The sequence below is a fragment of the Citricoccus sp. NPDC055426 genome, from assembly GCF_040677445.1.
GTDB lineage: Bacteria > Actinomycetota > Actinomycetes > Actinomycetales > Micrococcaceae > Citricoccus.
This window is the reverse complement of sequence record NZ_JBFARZ010000003.1, coordinates 236,021-252,040: the sequence shown is the minus strand read 5'-3', so window position 1 is coordinate 252,040 and position 16,020 is coordinate 236,021. Positions and strand designations below refer to the sequence as shown.

Below are 16,020 nucleotides of genomic sequence, written 5' to 3'. Positions count from 1 at the left end.
GTCCACCGTGGCACTGCCCCACCACGTCCTCGGAGGATGGCTCGGTAGACTTCCGCCCATGACGCCTGGCCACCACTCAGGTGCCGAGATGCCGCTCGTCGGCCGGGCCCGGGTCCTCGACGAGTTGCTGCAGGCACTGTCCCGGGCCCGTCACGGGGCCGTGCAGACGGTGGTGCTCAGCGGGCCTGCCGGTTCCGGGAAGACCGCCCTGCTGGACCACTTCCTGGCCCAGTGCGAGACCGCGGGCTACGAGGTCCAGCTCCTGAGCGCGGCCGGGGACGAGTGGGAGCGCGGGCTGGCCCTGTCCGGGTATTCGCAGCTGATGCGCCGCGAGCCCCTGCGCTCGTCCAAGGGCATCGAGGGGGCCGTGCTGCCCAGGCCGGAGTCCGAGGTGGACCTCACCCCGGCGCGCGCCGCGCACTTCGCGGACACCCTGGCGGCGCACCTCACGGCGCTGCAGGCCCGTTCCTGCGTGGTCGTGGCCGTCGATGACGTGCAGCTGCTGGACGAGCCGAGCCTGCGGGTGCTGCTGTTCGCCCTGCGGCGCATCCACCGGCAGAAGGTCCTCTTCGTCCTCACCCTGGACCACGCCCGGGCCCACCAGGTCCCCCCGGGGCTGCTCGACCTGCTGAACAGCCACCGGGTGGACCACCTCCGGCTGGAGCCCTTGGAGGCCGAGGACGTGCGGGAGCTGGCGCGGCGGCGGTTCTCCCTCGACCTCGGGTCCACCGCCGCCCACGGGCTGGTCCGCCACACCCGCGGGATGCCCCAGCCGATCGTGGAGCTGCTGGGCGAGCTGCCGCCCGAGACCTGGCAGTCCTGGTTCCCCAGCCTGCCGGCCAGCTCGCGGATGCTGGCCCGGGTCCGCGGGGTCCTGGAGACCTCCTCGGAACAGCTCGTGCGGGTGGCGGAGGCCGTCGCGGTCCTGGGCGTCGCCGCGACCACGGATGCCCTCGCCCATGTCAGCGAGGTGGACGAGCTGATGGACGCCCTCGATGAGGGGCACCGGGCGCGGTTGCTGCGCCTGGCCGTCGACCCCACGCAGGCGCTGGTCGAGTTCGTGGCGCCGGGGGCCGCCGAGGCGGTGTACGGCCAGCTGCCGCCCAGCCGCGGCCAGCAGCTGCACCGGCGCGCGGCCGACGTCGTCCCCCTGGAGGGTGACCGACTGGGTCACCGGGCGGCCGCCACCCTGGGGGTGGACGAGGACCTGGCGGTGGAGCTCGAGGAGTTCGTGCGCCGCCGGGCCCAGGTGGGGGCGTGGAGCGATGTCGCCACCGCGCTCTTCGCCGCATCCCGGCTCTCTCCCAGCCCCCTGGCCCGGAGCCAGCGGCTGTTGCGGGGCGTGGACGCGCTCGTGGCCTCCGGCAACATCGCCCAGGCCCAGATGTGGGCCGCGGCGGTGGAGGACATGCCGCCCTCGCCCCTGCGGTCCTCCGTGCTCGGCTACCTGTCCACCGCGTCCGGGCACCAGAACACGGCCCGGACCCAGCTGGAGCAGGCCTGGGCGGACAGCGACCCCGAGCGGGACCCGGCCGCGGCGGCCTCGGTAGCCCAGCGGATGGTGCTGCACGGGGTGGCGTCCTGGGACGGGCCCACCATGGGCCTCTGGGCCGAGCGGGCGATGGCACTGACCGCGCCGGGCACCCCGGCACACATCGAGTCCGAGGCGATCTACGGGCTCGGCCTCTACGCCCAGGGCCACACGGCGGAGGCGGAGCGGAGTTACGTGCGGGCCTTCGAGCACGTGGCGGAGAACGCCCAGAAGCAGCGGATCCAGATGGGATCGGCCTGGCTGGCCCTGCGGACGGACCAGGTGGAGACCGCCCGGGTGAACTTCGAGGCCGCCGTCCCCACCGAGCAGCGCGGCGGGTCCCTGCGGATCTCGCTGTGGGCCGAGGCGTGGCTGGCGCGGACCCAGCTCACCCTGGGCGACTGGGACACCGCTGCCGCCACCGTCTCCCGCGCCGCCGTGCGGCTGGAGACCTCGAGGATGCCGCTGATCCGCCCCCTGCTGTACTGGACCGCCGCTGAGCTGTGGTCCATGCGGGGGGACTGGGAGCGGGCGCGGCGCTACGTCTCCCTGGCGGCCGTCCAACCGGGGACCTACCGCGCCATGCAGGTGCCCTCCATCCTGGCGCGGGCCCGGTTCCATGAGGCCCGCGCGGACTACGCCGGCGCCCTGGAGGCCATGGAGTCGCTCGTGGAGATCGACCCCTGGACGAAGGACCGCGTCTCCTTCTGGCCCTGGCAGGACACCTATGTCAACGCCCTCGTCATGACCAACCGGGTGGAGGAGGCGGACCGGTTCCTCACGGGCTTCGAGGCCATCCCCCGGCAGAAGGCGGTGCCGTCCGACCTGGCCCGGATCGCCTGGGCCCGGGGCCGGATCACGGCCGCCCAGGGCGATCCGGATGAGGCGCGGGACCAGTTCGAGGCCGCGCTGGGGCACCTGCGCGGGCTGCAGCGCCCGTACCTGCGGGCCCGCATCAGCTTCGCCTTCGGCCAGAGCATGCGCCGTGCCGGCAAGCGCGGGGTGGCCTCCTCCGTGCTGCACTCCGCCCGGGACCTGTATGACTCCCTGGGTGCGGCCACCTACGTGGAGCGCTGCGATCGGGAGCTGCAGGCCAGCGGCGTGGACGTCGGCCTGACGGGCGACCCTGCGGAGGCCGGCCCGGTCTCCGTGGACCGGGCCGGCCCGGAGCTGACCGCGCAGGAGCGGGCCGTGGCCGAGCTGGTGGCCACCGGGGCCACGAACAAGGAGGCGGCGCAGACCCTGTTCGTGGCCGAGAAGACTGTCCAGTACCACCTGACCCGGATCTACCGGAAACTCGGCATCCGTTCCCGCAGCGCGCTCGCCGCGCGTTACCGGCCCACCGCCTGAGCCGGCTGGATTGGTTGAGCTGGTTGAGCTGACTGCGCTGTTTGAACCGGTTCCACCGCCTGAGCCGGCTGGGCCGGACGACTGGACGGGCCGTCGTCGGGCGTTGCCGCCGGTGCGTCCGCCGTACTCGCAGCCTGCTCCAGCACGCGCTGGCGGGGGACACCCAGGGTGACGAGGGCGCCGAAGAGGGCCACTCCGCCGAAGATGTAGAACGCGGAGCCGCCTCCGATGCCGAGTGCCACCAGCCAGCCGCCCACCAGCGGTCCGAGGACGCCGCCGATCCGGCCGAATCCGGCCACCCAGGACACCCCCGCGGCGCGGGCGTTGGTGGTGTAGTAGTTCGAGCTGAAACCGTAGATCAACACCTGGGTCCCCAGGGTGCCGACCCCGGCCACGGCGATGAACAGGAACAGGACCGGAGCCGGGAAGGAGAAGGTCATCAGCGCCAGCGTGATGGCGGCCAGCACGAAGGTGGTCGCCACGATCCGCTGGGCGCCGAGCCGGTCGGCGGCCTTCGAGGCGATGATGCCGCCCAGGACGGCGCCGCAGTTGAGGATCAGCAGGAACGCCAGCGAGTAGTTGGTGCCGAAGCCGTAGCCCTCCATGATGCGGGGCAGCCAGGTGTTCAGCCCATAGGTCAGCAGCAGCCCGGAGAAGGACATGAACCCCAGCAGGATGGTGGCCACGAGGAACTGACGCGAGAAGACGGCGGCGAAACCGCGGCGGGCGGGGGCGGCGCCCTTCTGCTGGACGATCTCCTCCTCGAGCAGTGGGATGCCGGTCTTCGCGGAGGCGGCGTGGGCCTGCTCGGTCCGGCCGCGGGAGAGCAGCCAGCGCGGGGACTCGGGCAGCTTGAACCAGGCCAGGGGCAGCAGGAACAGGATGGGGGTGGCGCCGAGCATGAAGAGCCCGCGCCAGCCGAGGGGCTCCAGCAGCAGGATCCCGAGCAGGGCAGCGACCACCCCGCCGGCCGGGATGCCGGAGTAGACCACGGCGTTGTAGAAGTTGCGGCGGCCGGCGGGGGCGAACTCGGCCATGGTGGCCCCCGCCGTGGCGAGGATGACGCCGAGTCCGAGCCCGGTGAGCAGGCGCATCGCGCCGAACGCGGGCACCGTGGTGGTCAGCGCGGTGATGAACATGCCGAGGGAGAACCAGGCGATGCCGCCCAGGATCAGCCGGCGGCGCCCGAAGTGGTCGCCGAGGAAGCCGCACGTGAGCGAGCCGATGAGCACCCCGATCAGGGCCAGGGAGCCGAGGGCTCCGGCTGCGGCCTCATCGACGACCCCGATGTGGCTGGGATCGTCCAGGAGCGTGGAGAGCACGGTGCCGTAGATGGTCAGGTCGAAGCCGTCGAACACGAGGGCCATGCAGACGATGGCGGCCACCCAGTTGGCGGTGCGCCGCTCCTTCCGCGGGTCGTGGGTGGTGCCGCCCGCGGCGGGAGACAAGCCGCCGGGGGCGGGGGAGTGCAGGGTCATGACCGGGGTCCTCTCGGGTCAACGGTGGCGCGGGAACAACCGGCCGGGATCCAGCGTGACAGCGGCGTGACGCCCGTCACATCAGGGTTTTGCCCGGGGAGTCGTCAGGGGGTGCTCCGGGGGTCTTCGTGGCTGCGGGGCATCAGGTCGGGCCGCGTCTGGATCGCTGCTGAACGCGTCTGGGCCAGGGGCTTCATGCGGTGGTGGGCGTCACAGGCTGGTCACTAGGGTGGGGGCATGATCAATCCCGCACGCCTGCACTCCGACCAGTCGCGGCTGGACCGCGAGACCGCCATGCTCCTGGCCACCGTCGAGTCGCTCTCCGAGGACGAGCTGGCCGCGCCCTCACAGTGCGAGGGCTGGAGCCGGGCGAACGTCGTGGCGCACCTGGCCTCGAACGCCCGTGCCCTGGTGCGGATGGTGGACTGGGCGGTCACCGGCGGGGAGCAGTCCGTGTACTCCTCCCCGGAGGCCCGCGCCGAGGACATCGCCCGGATCGCCGCGATGCCGCGCAAAGAGCTCATCGCCGATCTGGTCGAGGCGTCCCGGTTCTTCGCCGAGCAGTCCGAGCGGCTGGCCGGTGAGATCCAGGCGGAGGAGGTCCGCATCGGGGCCACGCCCATCCCCGCCACGTCCCTGGTGGCCGTGCGCATCTCCGAGGTGGTGGTCCACCACGCCGACCTGGACACCGCCTGGACCATCGAAGAGGCGGATCCGGACTCGCTGCTCAATGCCGTGGAGGCCGCCGTCCGGGCCATGCGGACCCGCAACGCGCCCGGCATGACGCTGGTGACCGAGGAGCGTGACGAGTGGATCATCGGCGACGGTGCCCTCAAGGTCGACTCCGACCGGGAGGGCCTGCTCGCCTGGCTGGCCCGGGGCGACGCCGGGGGCGTCGAGGCCGACGGCCCCCTGCCGGAGTTGCCGGCCTGGTAGGCAGTCCAGGCGTTGCTTCCGGGCACGGAGTGACCTGACCCCCGCCATCGTGACCGGGTGGGGTCACCCTGTGCCTCGGCCCGGCCGTCAGGTGGCGGGAGGCATCTGCTGCAGCGACCAGGTGTTGCCGTCAGGGTCGGCGAAGTAGACGAACCGGCCCCAGTCCTGTTCGTCCACCTCGCTGCACTCCACTCCGCGTGAACTCAGCTCGGCCCGGGCGGCGTCGGCGTCGTCGATCACCATCTGGACGCCCTGCTGTGATCCGGGAGCCATCTCGGTGATGCCGATGCCCATCACGACCGAGCAGGCGGATCCCGGTGGTGTGAGCTGGACGAAGCGCAGCTCAGGGGAGATGACGTAGTCGTGGTCGGCGGTGAATCCGACTCGGTCCACGTAGAACGCCTTGGCCCGGTCGACGTCCGTGACCGGGATGGCGACGAGCTCGATCTTCATGTCCATGGTGGACACGGTAGGTCGTGGCGCCGGTCTGGTTCGAGATCTCGTCGCCAGCGACTCAGTGACTCAGTGACTCAGCGACTCAGTGACTCAGCGACTCAGCGACTCAGAGGTTCAGTGACTCAGCGACTCGCCGGCCGGTGTCCCGGTGCCCCGAGTCCGATCCATCCGGGCTCAAAGTGACCCCGCCCCGTCACAACGGTGGGGGTGGGGTCACTTTGCGCCTGGGGGGCGAGGGGTCAGGCTGGGGCGCCGGCCAGCTCCTGCCGCTCCGGGGCCTGGGCCGAGAGGAACCTCCGGTAGGCCGGCAGCGTCAGGAAGTCCGGGTACTGATCGGCCAGGGCGGAGCTGGCGAAGACCTCCAGGGCGTCGTCGAAGCGGTCGCCCTCGCCGCGCCCGGTCTCCAGGATCCGGCCGAACTCCTCGTCCATCAGCTCCTGCACCCACTCGCGGGTCGCGGTGCGCGTCCCGCCGTCGGTCAGCTGCACGGTGGACCCGGCGTTGATCCACTGCCAGATCTGGGAGCGGGAGATCTCCGCGGTGGCGGCGTCCTCCATCAGGTTGTTGATGGCGGCGGCGCCGTTGCCCCGCAGCCAGGACTCCACGTACCGGATGCCGACCTCGATGTTCATCCGCACGCCGGCCTCGGTGATCGAGCCGGGGGTCTCGGACACGGCCAGCAGTCCGGCGGCATCCGGCTGGACGTCCTCACGGCGGCGGGAGCGGATCTGGTTCCGCGTCTCGCCGAGCACGGCGTCGAAGATCTCCATGGCCACCGGCACGAGGTCCGGGTGGGCCACCCAGGAGCCGTCGAAGCCGTCGGACGCCTCGCGGGTCTTGTCCTCCCGCACCTTGGCCAGGGCGTTCTCGTTGGCCTCGGGGTCCCTGCGGTTCGGGATGAAGGCCGCCATGCCGCCGATCGCCGAGGCACCGCGCTGATGGCAGGCCCGCACCAGCTGCTCGGTGTAGGAACGCATCATCGGGGCGGTCATGGTCACGTCCGCCCGGTCCGGCAGCACGAAGTCATCGCCACGGTCCCGGAAGTTCTTGATGATGGAGAAGATGTAGTCCCAGCGGCCCGCGTTCAGGCCGGCGGAGTGGTTGCGCAGCTGGTAGAGGATCTCCTCCATCTCGAAGGCCGCGGTGATGGTCTCGATCAGCACGGTGGCACGCACGGTGCCCTGCGGGATGCCGAGTTCGTCCTGGGCCACCACGAAGATGCAGTTCCACAGCCGGGCCTCGAGGTGGTTCTCCGTCTTCGGCAGGTAGAAGTAGGGCCCGACGCCGCGGCGCAGCAGCTCCTTGGCGTTGTGGAAGAAGTAGAGGCCGAAGTCCACGAGCGCGCCGGCCATCGGCTCGCCGTCCACGAGCAGGTGGTCCTCGTCCAGGTGCCAGCCGCGGGGGCGGACGATGATGGTCGGCCGGTCCACCAGCTGCACCCCGCCGAGGGTGTACTCCTTGCCCTCGGGGGAGGTGAAGTCGATCTGGCGGCGGATGGCGTCGAACAGGTTCACCTGGCCGTTCAGCATGTTGGACCAGGTCGGCGAGGAGGAGTCCTCGAAGTCCGCCAGCCAGCACTTCGCCCCGGAGTTCAGCGCGTTGATGGTCATCTTCCGGTCCACCGGCCCCGTGATCTCCACGCGGCGGTCCTTCAGACCGGGGGCCAGCGGGGCCACGCGCCACGAGTCGTCCTCGCGGATGGTGCGGGTCTCCGGCAGGAAGTCCGGGGTGTATCCCTCGGAGATCCGCTGACGCATCTGATCGCGCTTGGCCAGCAGTTCGGCACGGCGGCCGTTGAAGCGGCGGTGCAGGGTGGCCAGGAAGTCGAGGGCATCCGGAGTGAGGATCTCCTCCTGGCGCGGCTGGTGCGGCCCGGTGATCGTCACGGAGTTGAGGGTGATGGGCTGGTCGGTGGGGTACATGGGATTCTCCTCGGGGAGTCGTGCGCCTCCGGCGGCGGTGCCGTCGGCGCGGGCGCGCGGTGCGCGCCGAATAAAAGCGGGATGAGGGTGAAGAGCCCCAGGGCTGGTGGCGGGGTGAAGCTGGGAAGAACAAGGGGCGACGCCGGCCGGTCGGGTGGGGGCCGGCGTCGCCCCTTGTCCGGGTGGTTCAGGTCCGGGTCAGAACTGACCGGCCTCGGTGGAGCCGGCGAGCGCCGTGGTGGAGCTCTCCGGGTTCAGCGCGGTGGAGATGGCGTCGAAGTAGCCGGTGCCGACCTCGCGCTGGTGCTTGGTGGCGGTGTAGCCGCGGGCCTCGTCCGCGAACTCGCGCTCCTGCAGCTCCACGTAGGCGGACATCTGGCGCTCCTTGTAGCCGGTGGCCAGATCGAACATGGAGTGGTTCAGGGCGTGGAAGCCGGCCAGCGTGATGAACTGGAAGGTGTAGCCCATGGCCCCGAGCTCGCGCTGGAACTTGGCGATGGTGGCATCGTCCAGGTTCTTGCGCCAGTTGAAGGACGGCGAGCAGTTGTAGGAGAGCATCTGGTCCGGGAACTCGGACTTGACGGCCTCGGCGAACTGCTTGGCCAGCTCCAGGTCGGGGGTCCCGGTCTCCATCCAGATGAGGTCGGAGTACGGGGCGTAGGCCTTGGCGCGGGCGATGCAGGGCTCGATCCCGTTGCGGACCTTGTAGAAGCCCTCCGCGGTGCGCTCTCCGGTGATGAAGTCGGCGTCGCGGGAGTCCACGTCCGAGGTGATCAGGGTGGCGGCCTCCGCGTCGGTGCGGGCGATGACCACGGAGGGGACGTCCGCGACGTCGGCCGCCAGGCGGGCGGCGTTCAGGGTGCGGATGTGCTGTCCGGTCGGGATGAGGACCTTGCCGCCCAGGTGGCCGCACTTCTTCTCGGAGGCCAGCTGGTCCTCCCAGTGCACGCCCGAGGCACCGGAGGAGATCATGGACTTCATCAGCTCGTAGGCGTTCAGCGGGCCGCCGAAGCCGGCCTCGGCGTCCGCGACGATCGGGACCAGGTAGTCGTCCACCGTCTGGACACCTTCGGAGAACTCGATCTGGTCGGCGCGCATCAGGGCGTTGTTGATGCGGCGGACGACCTGCGGCACCGAGTTGGCCGGGTAGAGGGACTGGTCCGGGTAGGTGTGGCCGGAGAGGTTGGCGTCCGCGGCGACCTGCCAGCCGGAGAGGTAGATGGCGCGCAGTCCGGCCTTGACCTGCTGCACGGCCTGGTTGCCGGTGAGGGCGCCCAGGGCATTGGTGTAGCTGCCCTCGGCGTGCTCGGCGGTGAGCTGGCTCCAGAGCTTCTCGGAACCCCGGCGGGCCAGGGTGTGCTCCTCCTGGACCCGGCCGCGCAGCTTGACGACGTCCTCGGCGGTGAAGCTGCGCTCGGTGTTCTCCCAACGGGGGTTGTGGTCCCAGTCGTGCTGGATCTGCTCGGCGGAGGCCGGGGTGTGCTGGTTGGTCTGCTCGGTCATGGCAGTCTCCTGTGTTCGGCTGGACGGTGGATCTGTGGTGTCGAAGCGGTGTATCGCTGCTTCGTTGAGATCCAGTCTTGACTGAAGTTCCAGGCCGCAGGCCGAAAAACCAGAGAAAGTTCCGTCAAGTCTGACGACTGTCAAGAAACGACAGTTCTGCCTAATTTTGCATGGCTTCTCCTGGTGTGGAGGCCCTATTGGTGTAGGTTACTCAGTTCTTGCCTCGGTCCACCCTGCGGCGACGTCTCGCTCGAAGGCCTCAGCCTCAGCGAAGCCGGTCGCCGTGTGGGGGTCCCCGCTGGTGACCACGGGGATGACGGGCTGGATGGGCCCGGTGGGTGTCAAGGCCTGCGCCAGTGTCTCGGCGGGGAGCAGGGTGCGGAACTGTGACCAGGTGGGTGCCATCAGCTGGTGGATGCCGGCGCGGAAATCGGCCAAGGCGTCGGCCGCCGTCGTCCAGCGGCTGTCGACGCCCTCGAAGGACAGGACGCCGGGAGCCTGCCCCGCCGGGAGGGCGGCGGCGAAGAAGTACGTGTCGTAACGCCGCGGCGGGCCCTCCGGGGTGATCCACCGGGAGAGGGGCCTCATGCCGCTCACGTCGGGCCGCAGGCCGTGATCGGACAGCAGGGTGCCGAAATCCAGCCCGTGGTGCTCGACCTGGATCCGGGCCTCGGCAGGGAGCCCGGCCAAGGCCTCGGGCCGTACCGGGGTGCCGTCCTGGTGCTGCGCCAGAAGCACGCCGGTCTCCTCGAAGGTCTCCCGCACGGCGCCGGCGAGGACCATCCCCGCGGCGCCCGCGTCCAGGCCGAGTAGGGTGGCCCAGGCCGTCAGGTCGGTGCCCTCCCAGAGGTAGCCGGCGAGCTCGTCGGCAGGGTCGATGCGGCCGCCGGGGAACGCGGAGACGCCGGCGCTGAAGACGAGTGCCGAGGACCGGGTGATGGTGAAGATCTCGGGTGCCGCACCCTCGGTGGGGCCGGCGGCGGTGGCCGTGGCCGGCGTCTGGCCGGGGCTGGCGGTGCCGGGGCGGAGCAGCAGGATGCTGGCCGCCTGGGGGACGGGAAGGCTCACTGTGCTGCTCCTGTTGTTCCTGTCGCTGTTAATCCGATGCTGCCGGCCCCTGCCAGGGACCGGAGGGCCATCCCGGCCAGGATATTCCCGGCTGCCGTCCGGTCCGTGTCTCCAACGGTGCCGTCGGCACCCCGGGCCGGTGCTCGGTCGGCGCTGTGCGGGGTGGAGTTGAGCAGACCGAAGGTGCCCAGCAGGCGGACCTGGCGCTCGCCGTCGTCGAGCGCCGGGCGGAGCGCGGCCAGCACTCCGTCCCAGAGCTGGACGTACTCGCGCTGGAGCCGGCGCACGGCCTGGTTGTCCCCAGTTGAGAGCGAGGGCAGTTCGCGGTCCTGGATCCGGATCACGTCCGGGTCCGTGGTGGCGAACTCGAGGTGGAACCGGACGAGCCGATCAAGGATCTCCGCCGGTCTGCTGCCGTCCTGATCGCCCGCCGCCAGGATGGCCCGGCATCCGGACAGCAGTCGCTCGGAGGCGTCCATGAGGATCTCGGCCAGCAGGGCGTCCTTGGACGGGAAGTGCTTGTAGAGCGCGGGTCCGCTCATCCCCACTGCCTCACCGAGCTCGGCGGTGGACACCGCGGCAAAGCCGCGCTCGGCGAACAGTCGGGCCGCGGACTCCATCAGGGCGGCGCGGCGGTTGGCCTTCTGGGTGGCCCGCCAGGTTGCAGTCATCGGGGTCCTCTCGCGGTGCGTGAGACTCCAGCATAGACAACTTCGGTTATCGGCCACTAACCTGATTTCAGTTACCGACTGATCACCCAAAGGCACCCGAAGGACGGCCCCGTCGATGTCGACCACCTACCCAGAGCTGATCGCCGAGCTGCGCGAACGGCGTGCCGCCGCCGCCCTCGGCGGCCCGGAGCGATCCCGTCAGAAGCACACGGAACGCGGCAAGATGTTGGCCCGGGACCGCGTGGACACCCTGTTGGACGAGGGCAGCCCCTTCCTCGAGGTGGCACCCCTGGCGGGCTTCGAGCTGTACGGGGGAGACGCCCCGGCTGCCGGAGTGGTGGCCGGCATCGGGCTCGTCGAAGGCCGCCAGGTGATGGTCGTGGCCAACGACGCCACCGTGAAGGGCGGCACCTACTACCCCATCACGGTGAAGAAGCACCTGCGCGCCCAGGAGATCGCCGCCGAGAACCGGCTGCCCTGCCTCTACCTCGTGGATTCCGGCGGGGCCTTCCTGCCGATGCAGGACGAGGTCTTCCCGGACCGGGACCACTTCGGCCGCATCTTCTACAACCAGGCCCGGATGTCCCGGGACGGCATCCCCCAGATCGCCGCCGTGATGGGCTCCTCCACCGCCGGCGGCGCCTATGTGCCCGCCATGAGCGATGAGACCGTGATCGTGCGGAATCAGGGCACCATCTTCCTCGGCGGCCCGCCCCTGGTGAAGGCCGCCACCGGCGAGGTCGTCACGGCCGAGGACCTCGGCGGCGGCGAGGTGCACTCCAGGGTCTCCGGCGTCACGGACCACCTCGCCGAGAACGACGAGCACGCCCTGCAGATCGTGCGGGACATCGTCGCCACCCTGCCGGAGTCCCCGGCGCTGCCCTATGTCCCGGCGGCCGTGGTGGAGCCCGAGCAGTCGCCCGAGACCCTCGCGGACGTGGTGCCGGTGTCCCTGACCAGCCCCTATGACGCCCGGGAGATCATCGCCCGCACCATCGACTCCGGCAGTTTCCACGAGTTCAAGGCCGAGTACGGGACCACCCTGGTGACCGGCTTCGCCCGGATCCACGGCCACCGGGCGGGGATCCTCGCGAACAACGGGGTGCTCTTCGCCGAGTCCGCCCTGAAGGGCGCCCACTTCATCGAGCTGTGCGAGCAGCGGAGGATCCCGCTGCTGTTCCTGCAGAACATCACCGGGTTCATGGTGGGCCGGGAGTACGAGTCCGGCGGCATCGCCAAGCACGGCGCCAAGATGGTCAACGCGGTGGCCACGGCCTCCGTTCCCAAGCTGACCGTCGTCGTCGGCGGCTCCTTCGGGGCCGGCACCTACTCGATGTGCGGGCGTGCGTACTCGCCCCGGTTCCTCTGGCTGTGGCCCAACGCCCGGGTCTCCGTGATGGGCGGCCCCCAGGCCGCCTCGGTGCTGTCCACCGTGCGCCGGGACCAGATCGAGGCCGACGGCGGCACCTGGAGTGCCGAGGAGCAGGCCGCCTTCGAGGCCCCCACCCGCGAGCAGTACGAGCGCCAGGGCAGCCCCTACTACTCGACCGCCCGGCTCTGGGATGACGGCATCATCGAGCCCGCCCAGACCCGCGACGTGCTGGGCCTGGCCCTGGACGTCGTGATGCGGACTCCGTCCGACACCACAGCCAGCACCGCCCAGACCCCCGCCGGCCAGACGTCGTCCTTCGGCGTCTTCAGGATGTGAGCACGATGCCAGAAAAGACGACCCACACCATGTTCAAGACCGTCCTCATCGCCAATCGCGGCGAGATCGCCTGCCGGGTGATCCGCACCCTGCGCTCCATGGGCATCCGCTCGGTGGCGGTGTACTCCGACGCCGACGCCGGCGCCCGCCACGTGCGGTTGGCGGACGCCGCCGTCCGGCTGGGTCCGGCCCCGGCCGCCCAGAGTTACCTGGACGTCGACGCCGTCTTGGCGGCCGCCCGCGCCACCGGTGCGGAGGCCATCCACCCCGGCTACGGCTTCCTCGCCGAGAACGCCGCCTTCGCACAGGCCTGCGCCGACACCGGGATCGTGTTCATCGGCCCGGAGGCGGAGTCCATCCGGGTCATGGGGGACAAGATCACCGCCAAGAACGCGGTCGAGGCGCGCGGGGTGCCGACCGTCCCGGGCGTCGCCCAGCCGTCGATGTCCAATGACGCACTGGCCGCCGCGGCCCCCGGGATCGGCTATCCGCTGCTTATCAAGCCCTCCGCGGGTGGCGGCGGCAAGGGCATGCACGTGGTGGAGTCCGAGGACCAGCTCGCTTCGTCGCTGGAGGCCGCCCGGCGCGAGGCCGCCGCGAGCTTCGGGGACGACACGCTGTTCCTGGAGCGGTATGTCACGACCCCGCGGCACATCGAGGTCCAGGTCCTGGCCGACGCCCACGGCCACGTCATCCACCTCGGAGAGCGCGAGTGCTCTCTGCAGCGCCGCCACCAGAAGGTCATCGAGGAGGCGCCCTCGCCCCTGCTGGACGAGGCCACTCGCGCCCGGATCGGTGAGGCCGCCTGCCAGACCGCGCGCTCGGTGGGCTACCGCGGGGCCGGCACGGTGGAGTTCATCGTCCCCGCCGACTCCCCGGGCGAGTTCTTCTTCATGGAGATGAACACTCGCCTGCAGGTCGAACACCCGGTGACGGAGGAGGTCACGGGGGTGGACCTGGTGGAGCAGCAGCTGCGGATCGCCGCCGGCGAGGTGCTGGAGTTGGACCAGGACGACATCGTGCTGGACGGCCATTCGATCGAGACACGCATCTACGCCGAGGACCCCGCCGCCGGCTTCCTGCCGACCGGCGGACTCGTGGAGCACGTGCGCCATCCCGAGGGAGAGGGCATCCGCGTGGACACCGCGCTGGAGGACGGACTGAGCGTCTCCATCGACTACGATCCGATGCTCGCCAAGGTCATCACCTGGGGCCGGGACCGCGAACAGGCCCGGGCCCGCATGGTCGCGGCGTTGGAGAACACGGCCGTGGTCGGCTTCACCACCAATGTGGAGTTCCTCCGCGCGCTGCTTCAACTGCCGGCCGTCGTCGCCGGGGACCTGGACACCGGCCTGATCGCCCGCGAATTCGACGCGATCGAGTTCGCCGTCCCGGGGCGGCGAGAGTTCGAGGAGGCCGCCCTGCTGATGGACGCCGCCCGGGGCTCCTCAGCGGACCCGTGGCAGCGCAGGGACGGCTGGCGCCTCGGGACGCCGGCGCCCCGGCGCTTTCCGCTGGTCGCCGCGGACGGCACCAGCCGGACGGTCCTGCTCTCCGGCACCGTGGACGCCCCCAGCGTCGTCGCCGAGCCGGACGCAGGCGCCGCCGCAGAAGCTGAAGCGGGGCCCGACGCCGGCCGGCCCGGTCCTGCTGATCACTCGCCTGCGCTCGTCAAGCGCCGGGGGCAGGACGTGACCGTCACGATCGGCGGCGTCGGGCGCAGCTTCACGGCCGTCGTCGGGCCCGAGGGGGTCCAGCTCACCCGGCTGGGAGCCCTCTTCGACATCCGCCGGGTCCATGCGGACCACAGCATCCAGGGCGAGGCCGAGTCCAACCCGACCCTGGCCTCGCCCATGCCCGGCACCGTGCTGCTGACGCCGGTGGCGGACGGCGACGCGGTGGCCGAGGGCGATCCGGTGATCGTGGTGGAGGCCATGAAGATGGAACACGTCATCCGCTCCACCGTGGCCGGTACCGTGGCGCTGCATGCCGCGGTGGGGGACGCCGTCTCCCGGGGCCAGACGCTCGCGGTGATCACGCCGGCGGAGGTCACAGGGGGCGCAGCGAACGAGAGCGAGGAAGTGGCATGAGCGGGGAGCGGATCGTGCAGCGGGGGCTGTACTTCGACGAGATCCAGGAAGGGGCAGTCTACGTGCACAGCCCCGGCCGGACGGTGACCGAGGCGGACAACGTCCTGTTCACCACCCAGACCATGAACACCCAGTCCCTGCACCTGGACGCAGCGTGGTCCGCCGGGACCGAATTCGGCGAGCCGCTGGTCAACAGCATGTTCACGCTCTCCACGCTGGTGGGGCTGTCCGTGGCGCAGTTGACGCAGGGAACCATCGTGGCCAACCTCGGCTTCAGCGAGGTGGCCTTCCCCGCGCCGATGCGGCACGGGGACACCCTCTACGCCGAGACGCTGATCGCCGGCACGCGGCGCTCGAGGTCGCGGCCGCACCAGGGAATCGTGGAGTTCCACCACACCGGCCGGAACCAGGATGGGGTGGTGGTGGCCACCGCCCGACGGTCCACCCTGATGCAGGTCTCCCCGGAGACGCTGGCGGGGGAGGGCGGATCATGATGCTCGGCCCGTCCATCCTGTTCTGCCCGGCCGACCGACCGGATCGCTACGCCAAGGCGGCCGCGGCGGCAGACGCGGTGATCCTCGACCTGGAGGACGCCGTGGCACCCGCGGACAAGGCGGCGGCCCGCGAGCACGTGGCGGCTTCGGAGCTGGATCCTGCGTCGACCATCGTCCGGGTGAACCCTGTGGGCGGTGAGGCGGCGGAGGAGCACCGCCTGGACCTCGCCGCGCTCGACGGCGGCCGGTACCGGACGCTGATGGTCGCCAAGGTCGAGGACCCGGCCCAGCTGGACCACCTGTACGAGGCCGGCTACCGGGTCATCGCCCTGTGCGAGACCGCGGCCGGGGTGGAACGGGCGTTCGAGATCGCCCGGCACCCGGCCGTCGTTGCACTGATGTGGGGTGCCGAAGACCTGGTGGCCTCCATGGCGGGCAAGTCCAGCCGCTTCGCCGAAGGCCCGCGCGCCGGGCAGTACCGCGAGGTGGCCCGGTATGCGCGCTCGCGGGTGCTGGTGGCGGCCAACGCCGCCGGGAAGGTGGCGGTGGACACGGTGTTCATGGACATCGGCGACCTGGAGTCTCTGCGGGCCGAGGCCGGGGACGCGGTGGCCTCCGGCTTCGCCGCGAGCGCGTGCATCCACCCCTCCCAGGCCGCCGTGATCCGGCAGGCCTATGCCCCGAGCGGCGAGGAACGCGAGTGGGCCGGGGCGGTACTGGCGGAGGCGGAGGTACAACCGGGGGTCTTCCGGTTCCGGGGGCGCATGGTGGACGAACCGATCCTGCGGCAGGCCCGGCGGATCGTGGGGTGAC

The 16,020-nt window shown here is 71.1% G+C and carries 12 protein-coding genes; 6 read left to right on the top strand and 6 right to left on the bottom strand.

From position 1 onward, the window contains the following. The first annotated feature begins 58 nt into the window (after nt 1–58). Nucleotides 59–2,881, top strand: coding sequence for an AAA family ATPase (locus AB0K08_RS06920; protein ID WP_363352794.1), 2,823 nt, complete (start codon nt 59–61; stop codon nt 2,879–2,881). Here AB0K08_RS06920 and AB0K08_RS06915 read toward each other — a convergent pair. Beyond that, nucleotides 2,863–4,359 carry an aromatic acid/H+ symport family MFS transporter gene (locus AB0K08_RS06915; protein ID WP_363352793.1) on the bottom strand — a complete coding sequence of 499 codons (1,497 nt, stop codon included), beginning with the start codon at nt 4,357–4,359 and terminating at the stop codon, nt 2,863–2,865. The genes AB0K08_RS06920 and AB0K08_RS06915 overlap by 19 nt on opposite strands. 237 nt (nt 4,360–4,596) lie before the next feature. Here AB0K08_RS06915 and AB0K08_RS06910 point away from each other — a divergent pair, with 237 nt between their 5' ends. Then, complete coding sequence (locus AB0K08_RS06910) at nt 4,597–5,295, top strand: maleylpyruvate isomerase family mycothiol-dependent enzyme (RefSeq protein WP_363352792.1); 699 nt, start codon at nt 4,597–4,599, stop codon at nt 5,293–5,295. A gap of 87 nt (nt 5,296–5,382) precedes the next feature. Here AB0K08_RS06910 and AB0K08_RS06905 read toward each other — a convergent pair whose 3' ends face one another. From AB0K08_RS06905 to AB0K08_RS06885, 5 genes are all read right to left on the bottom strand, one after another. After that, a complete protein-coding gene (locus AB0K08_RS06905) occupies nt 5,383–5,754 on the bottom strand; it encodes a VOC family protein (RefSeq protein WP_363352791.1) in 372 nt (123 codons plus the stop codon). Between the two features lie 236 nt (nt 5,755–5,990). Further along, the gene (aceB, locus tag AB0K08_RS06900; RefSeq protein ID WP_363352790.1) at nt 5,991–7,673 is read right to left on the bottom strand and encodes a malate synthase A; all 1,683 of its coding nucleotides are present in this window, start codon (nt 7,671–7,673) and stop codon (nt 5,991–5,993) included. Nucleotides 7,674–7,871: 198 nt separating this feature from the next. Beyond that, on the bottom strand, nt 7,872–9,176 hold the full coding sequence (gene aceA / locus AB0K08_RS06895; protein ID WP_363352789.1) for an isocitrate lyase: 1,305 nt from the start codon (nt 9,174–9,176) through the stop codon (nt 7,872–7,874). A gap of 207 nt (nt 9,177–9,383) precedes the next feature. After that, nucleotides 9,384–10,244: an NUDIX hydrolase gene (locus AB0K08_RS06890; RefSeq protein ID WP_363352788.1), complete on the bottom strand. Its 861-nt coding sequence runs from the start codon at nt 10,242–10,244 to the stop codon at nt 9,384–9,386. Then, nucleotides 10,241–10,915: a TetR/AcrR family transcriptional regulator gene (locus tag AB0K08_RS06885; protein WP_363352787.1), complete on the bottom strand. Its 675-nt coding sequence runs from the start codon at nt 10,913–10,915 to the stop codon at nt 10,241–10,243. The genes AB0K08_RS06890 and AB0K08_RS06885 overlap by 4 nt, the downstream gene beginning before the upstream one ends. A gap of 115 nt (nt 10,916–11,030) precedes the next feature. Here AB0K08_RS06885 and AB0K08_RS06880 point away from each other — a divergent pair, with 115 nt between their 5' ends. From AB0K08_RS06880 to AB0K08_RS06865, 4 genes are read left to right on the top strand one after another with little or no spacing between them, the layout of a single operon-like run. Further along, nucleotides 11,031–12,623, top strand: coding sequence for a carboxyl transferase domain-containing protein (locus tag AB0K08_RS06880; RefSeq protein ID WP_363352786.1), 1,593 nt, complete (start codon nt 11,031–11,033; stop codon nt 12,621–12,623). Between the two features lie 5 nt (nt 12,624–12,628). Then, the gene (locus AB0K08_RS06875) at nt 12,629–14,713 is read left to right on the top strand and encodes an acetyl-CoA carboxylase biotin carboxylase subunit (protein ID WP_363352785.1); all 2,085 of its coding nucleotides are present in this window, start codon (nt 12,629–12,631) and stop codon (nt 14,711–14,713) included. After that, a complete protein-coding gene (locus AB0K08_RS06870) occupies nt 14,710–15,207 on the top strand; it encodes a MaoC family dehydratase (protein ID WP_363352784.1) in 498 nt (165 codons plus the stop codon). Before AB0K08_RS06875 ends, AB0K08_RS06870 begins: the two co-directional genes overlap by 4 nt. Then, nucleotides 15,204–16,019, top strand: coding sequence for a CoA ester lyase (locus AB0K08_RS06865; protein ID WP_363352783.1), 816 nt, complete (start codon nt 15,204–15,206; stop codon nt 16,017–16,019). Before AB0K08_RS06870 ends, AB0K08_RS06865 begins: the two co-directional genes overlap by 4 nt. The last annotated feature ends 1 nt before the right edge of the window (nt 16,020 follow it).

What these genes read in the sequence shown, in the direction of transcription:
- AB0K08_RS06885 (WP_363352787.1), bottom strand. Translation starts at nt 10,915, where the DNA reads ATGACTGCAACCTGGCGGGCCACCCAGAAGGCCAACCGCCGCGCCGCC.
- AB0K08_RS06920 (WP_363352794.1), top strand. Translation starts at nt 59, where the DNA reads ATGACGCCTGGCCACCACTCAGGTGCCGAGATGCCGCTCGTCGGCCGG.
- aceA (WP_363352789.1), bottom strand. Translation starts at nt 9,176, where the DNA reads ATGACCGAGCAGACCAACCAGCACACCCCGGCCTCCGCCGAGCAGATC.
- AB0K08_RS06915 (WP_363352793.1), bottom strand. Translation starts at nt 4,359, where the DNA reads ATGACCCTGCACTCCCCCGCCCCCGGCGGCTTGTCTCCCGCCGCGGGC.
- AB0K08_RS06870 (WP_363352784.1), top strand. Translation starts at nt 14,710, where the DNA reads ATGAGCGGGGAGCGGATCGTGCAGCGGGGGCTGTACTTCGACGAGATC.
- AB0K08_RS06910 (WP_363352792.1), top strand. Translation starts at nt 4,597, where the DNA reads ATGATCAATCCCGCACGCCTGCACTCCGACCAGTCGCGGCTGGACCGC.
- AB0K08_RS06880 (WP_363352786.1), top strand. Translation starts at nt 11,031, where the DNA reads ATGTCGACCACCTACCCAGAGCTGATCGCCGAGCTGCGCGAACGGCGT.
- AB0K08_RS06865 (WP_363352783.1), top strand. Translation starts at nt 15,204, where the DNA reads ATGATGCTCGGCCCGTCCATCCTGTTCTGCCCGGCCGACCGACCGGAT.
- AB0K08_RS06875 (WP_363352785.1), top strand. Translation starts at nt 12,629, where the DNA reads ATGCCAGAAAAGACGACCCACACCATGTTCAAGACCGTCCTCATCGCC.
- AB0K08_RS06905 (WP_363352791.1), bottom strand. Translation starts at nt 5,754, where the DNA reads ATGGACATGAAGATCGAGCTCGTCGCCATCCCGGTCACGGACGTCGAC.
- aceB (WP_363352790.1), bottom strand. Translation starts at nt 7,673, where the DNA reads ATGTACCCCACCGACCAGCCCATCACCCTCAACTCCGTGACGATCACC.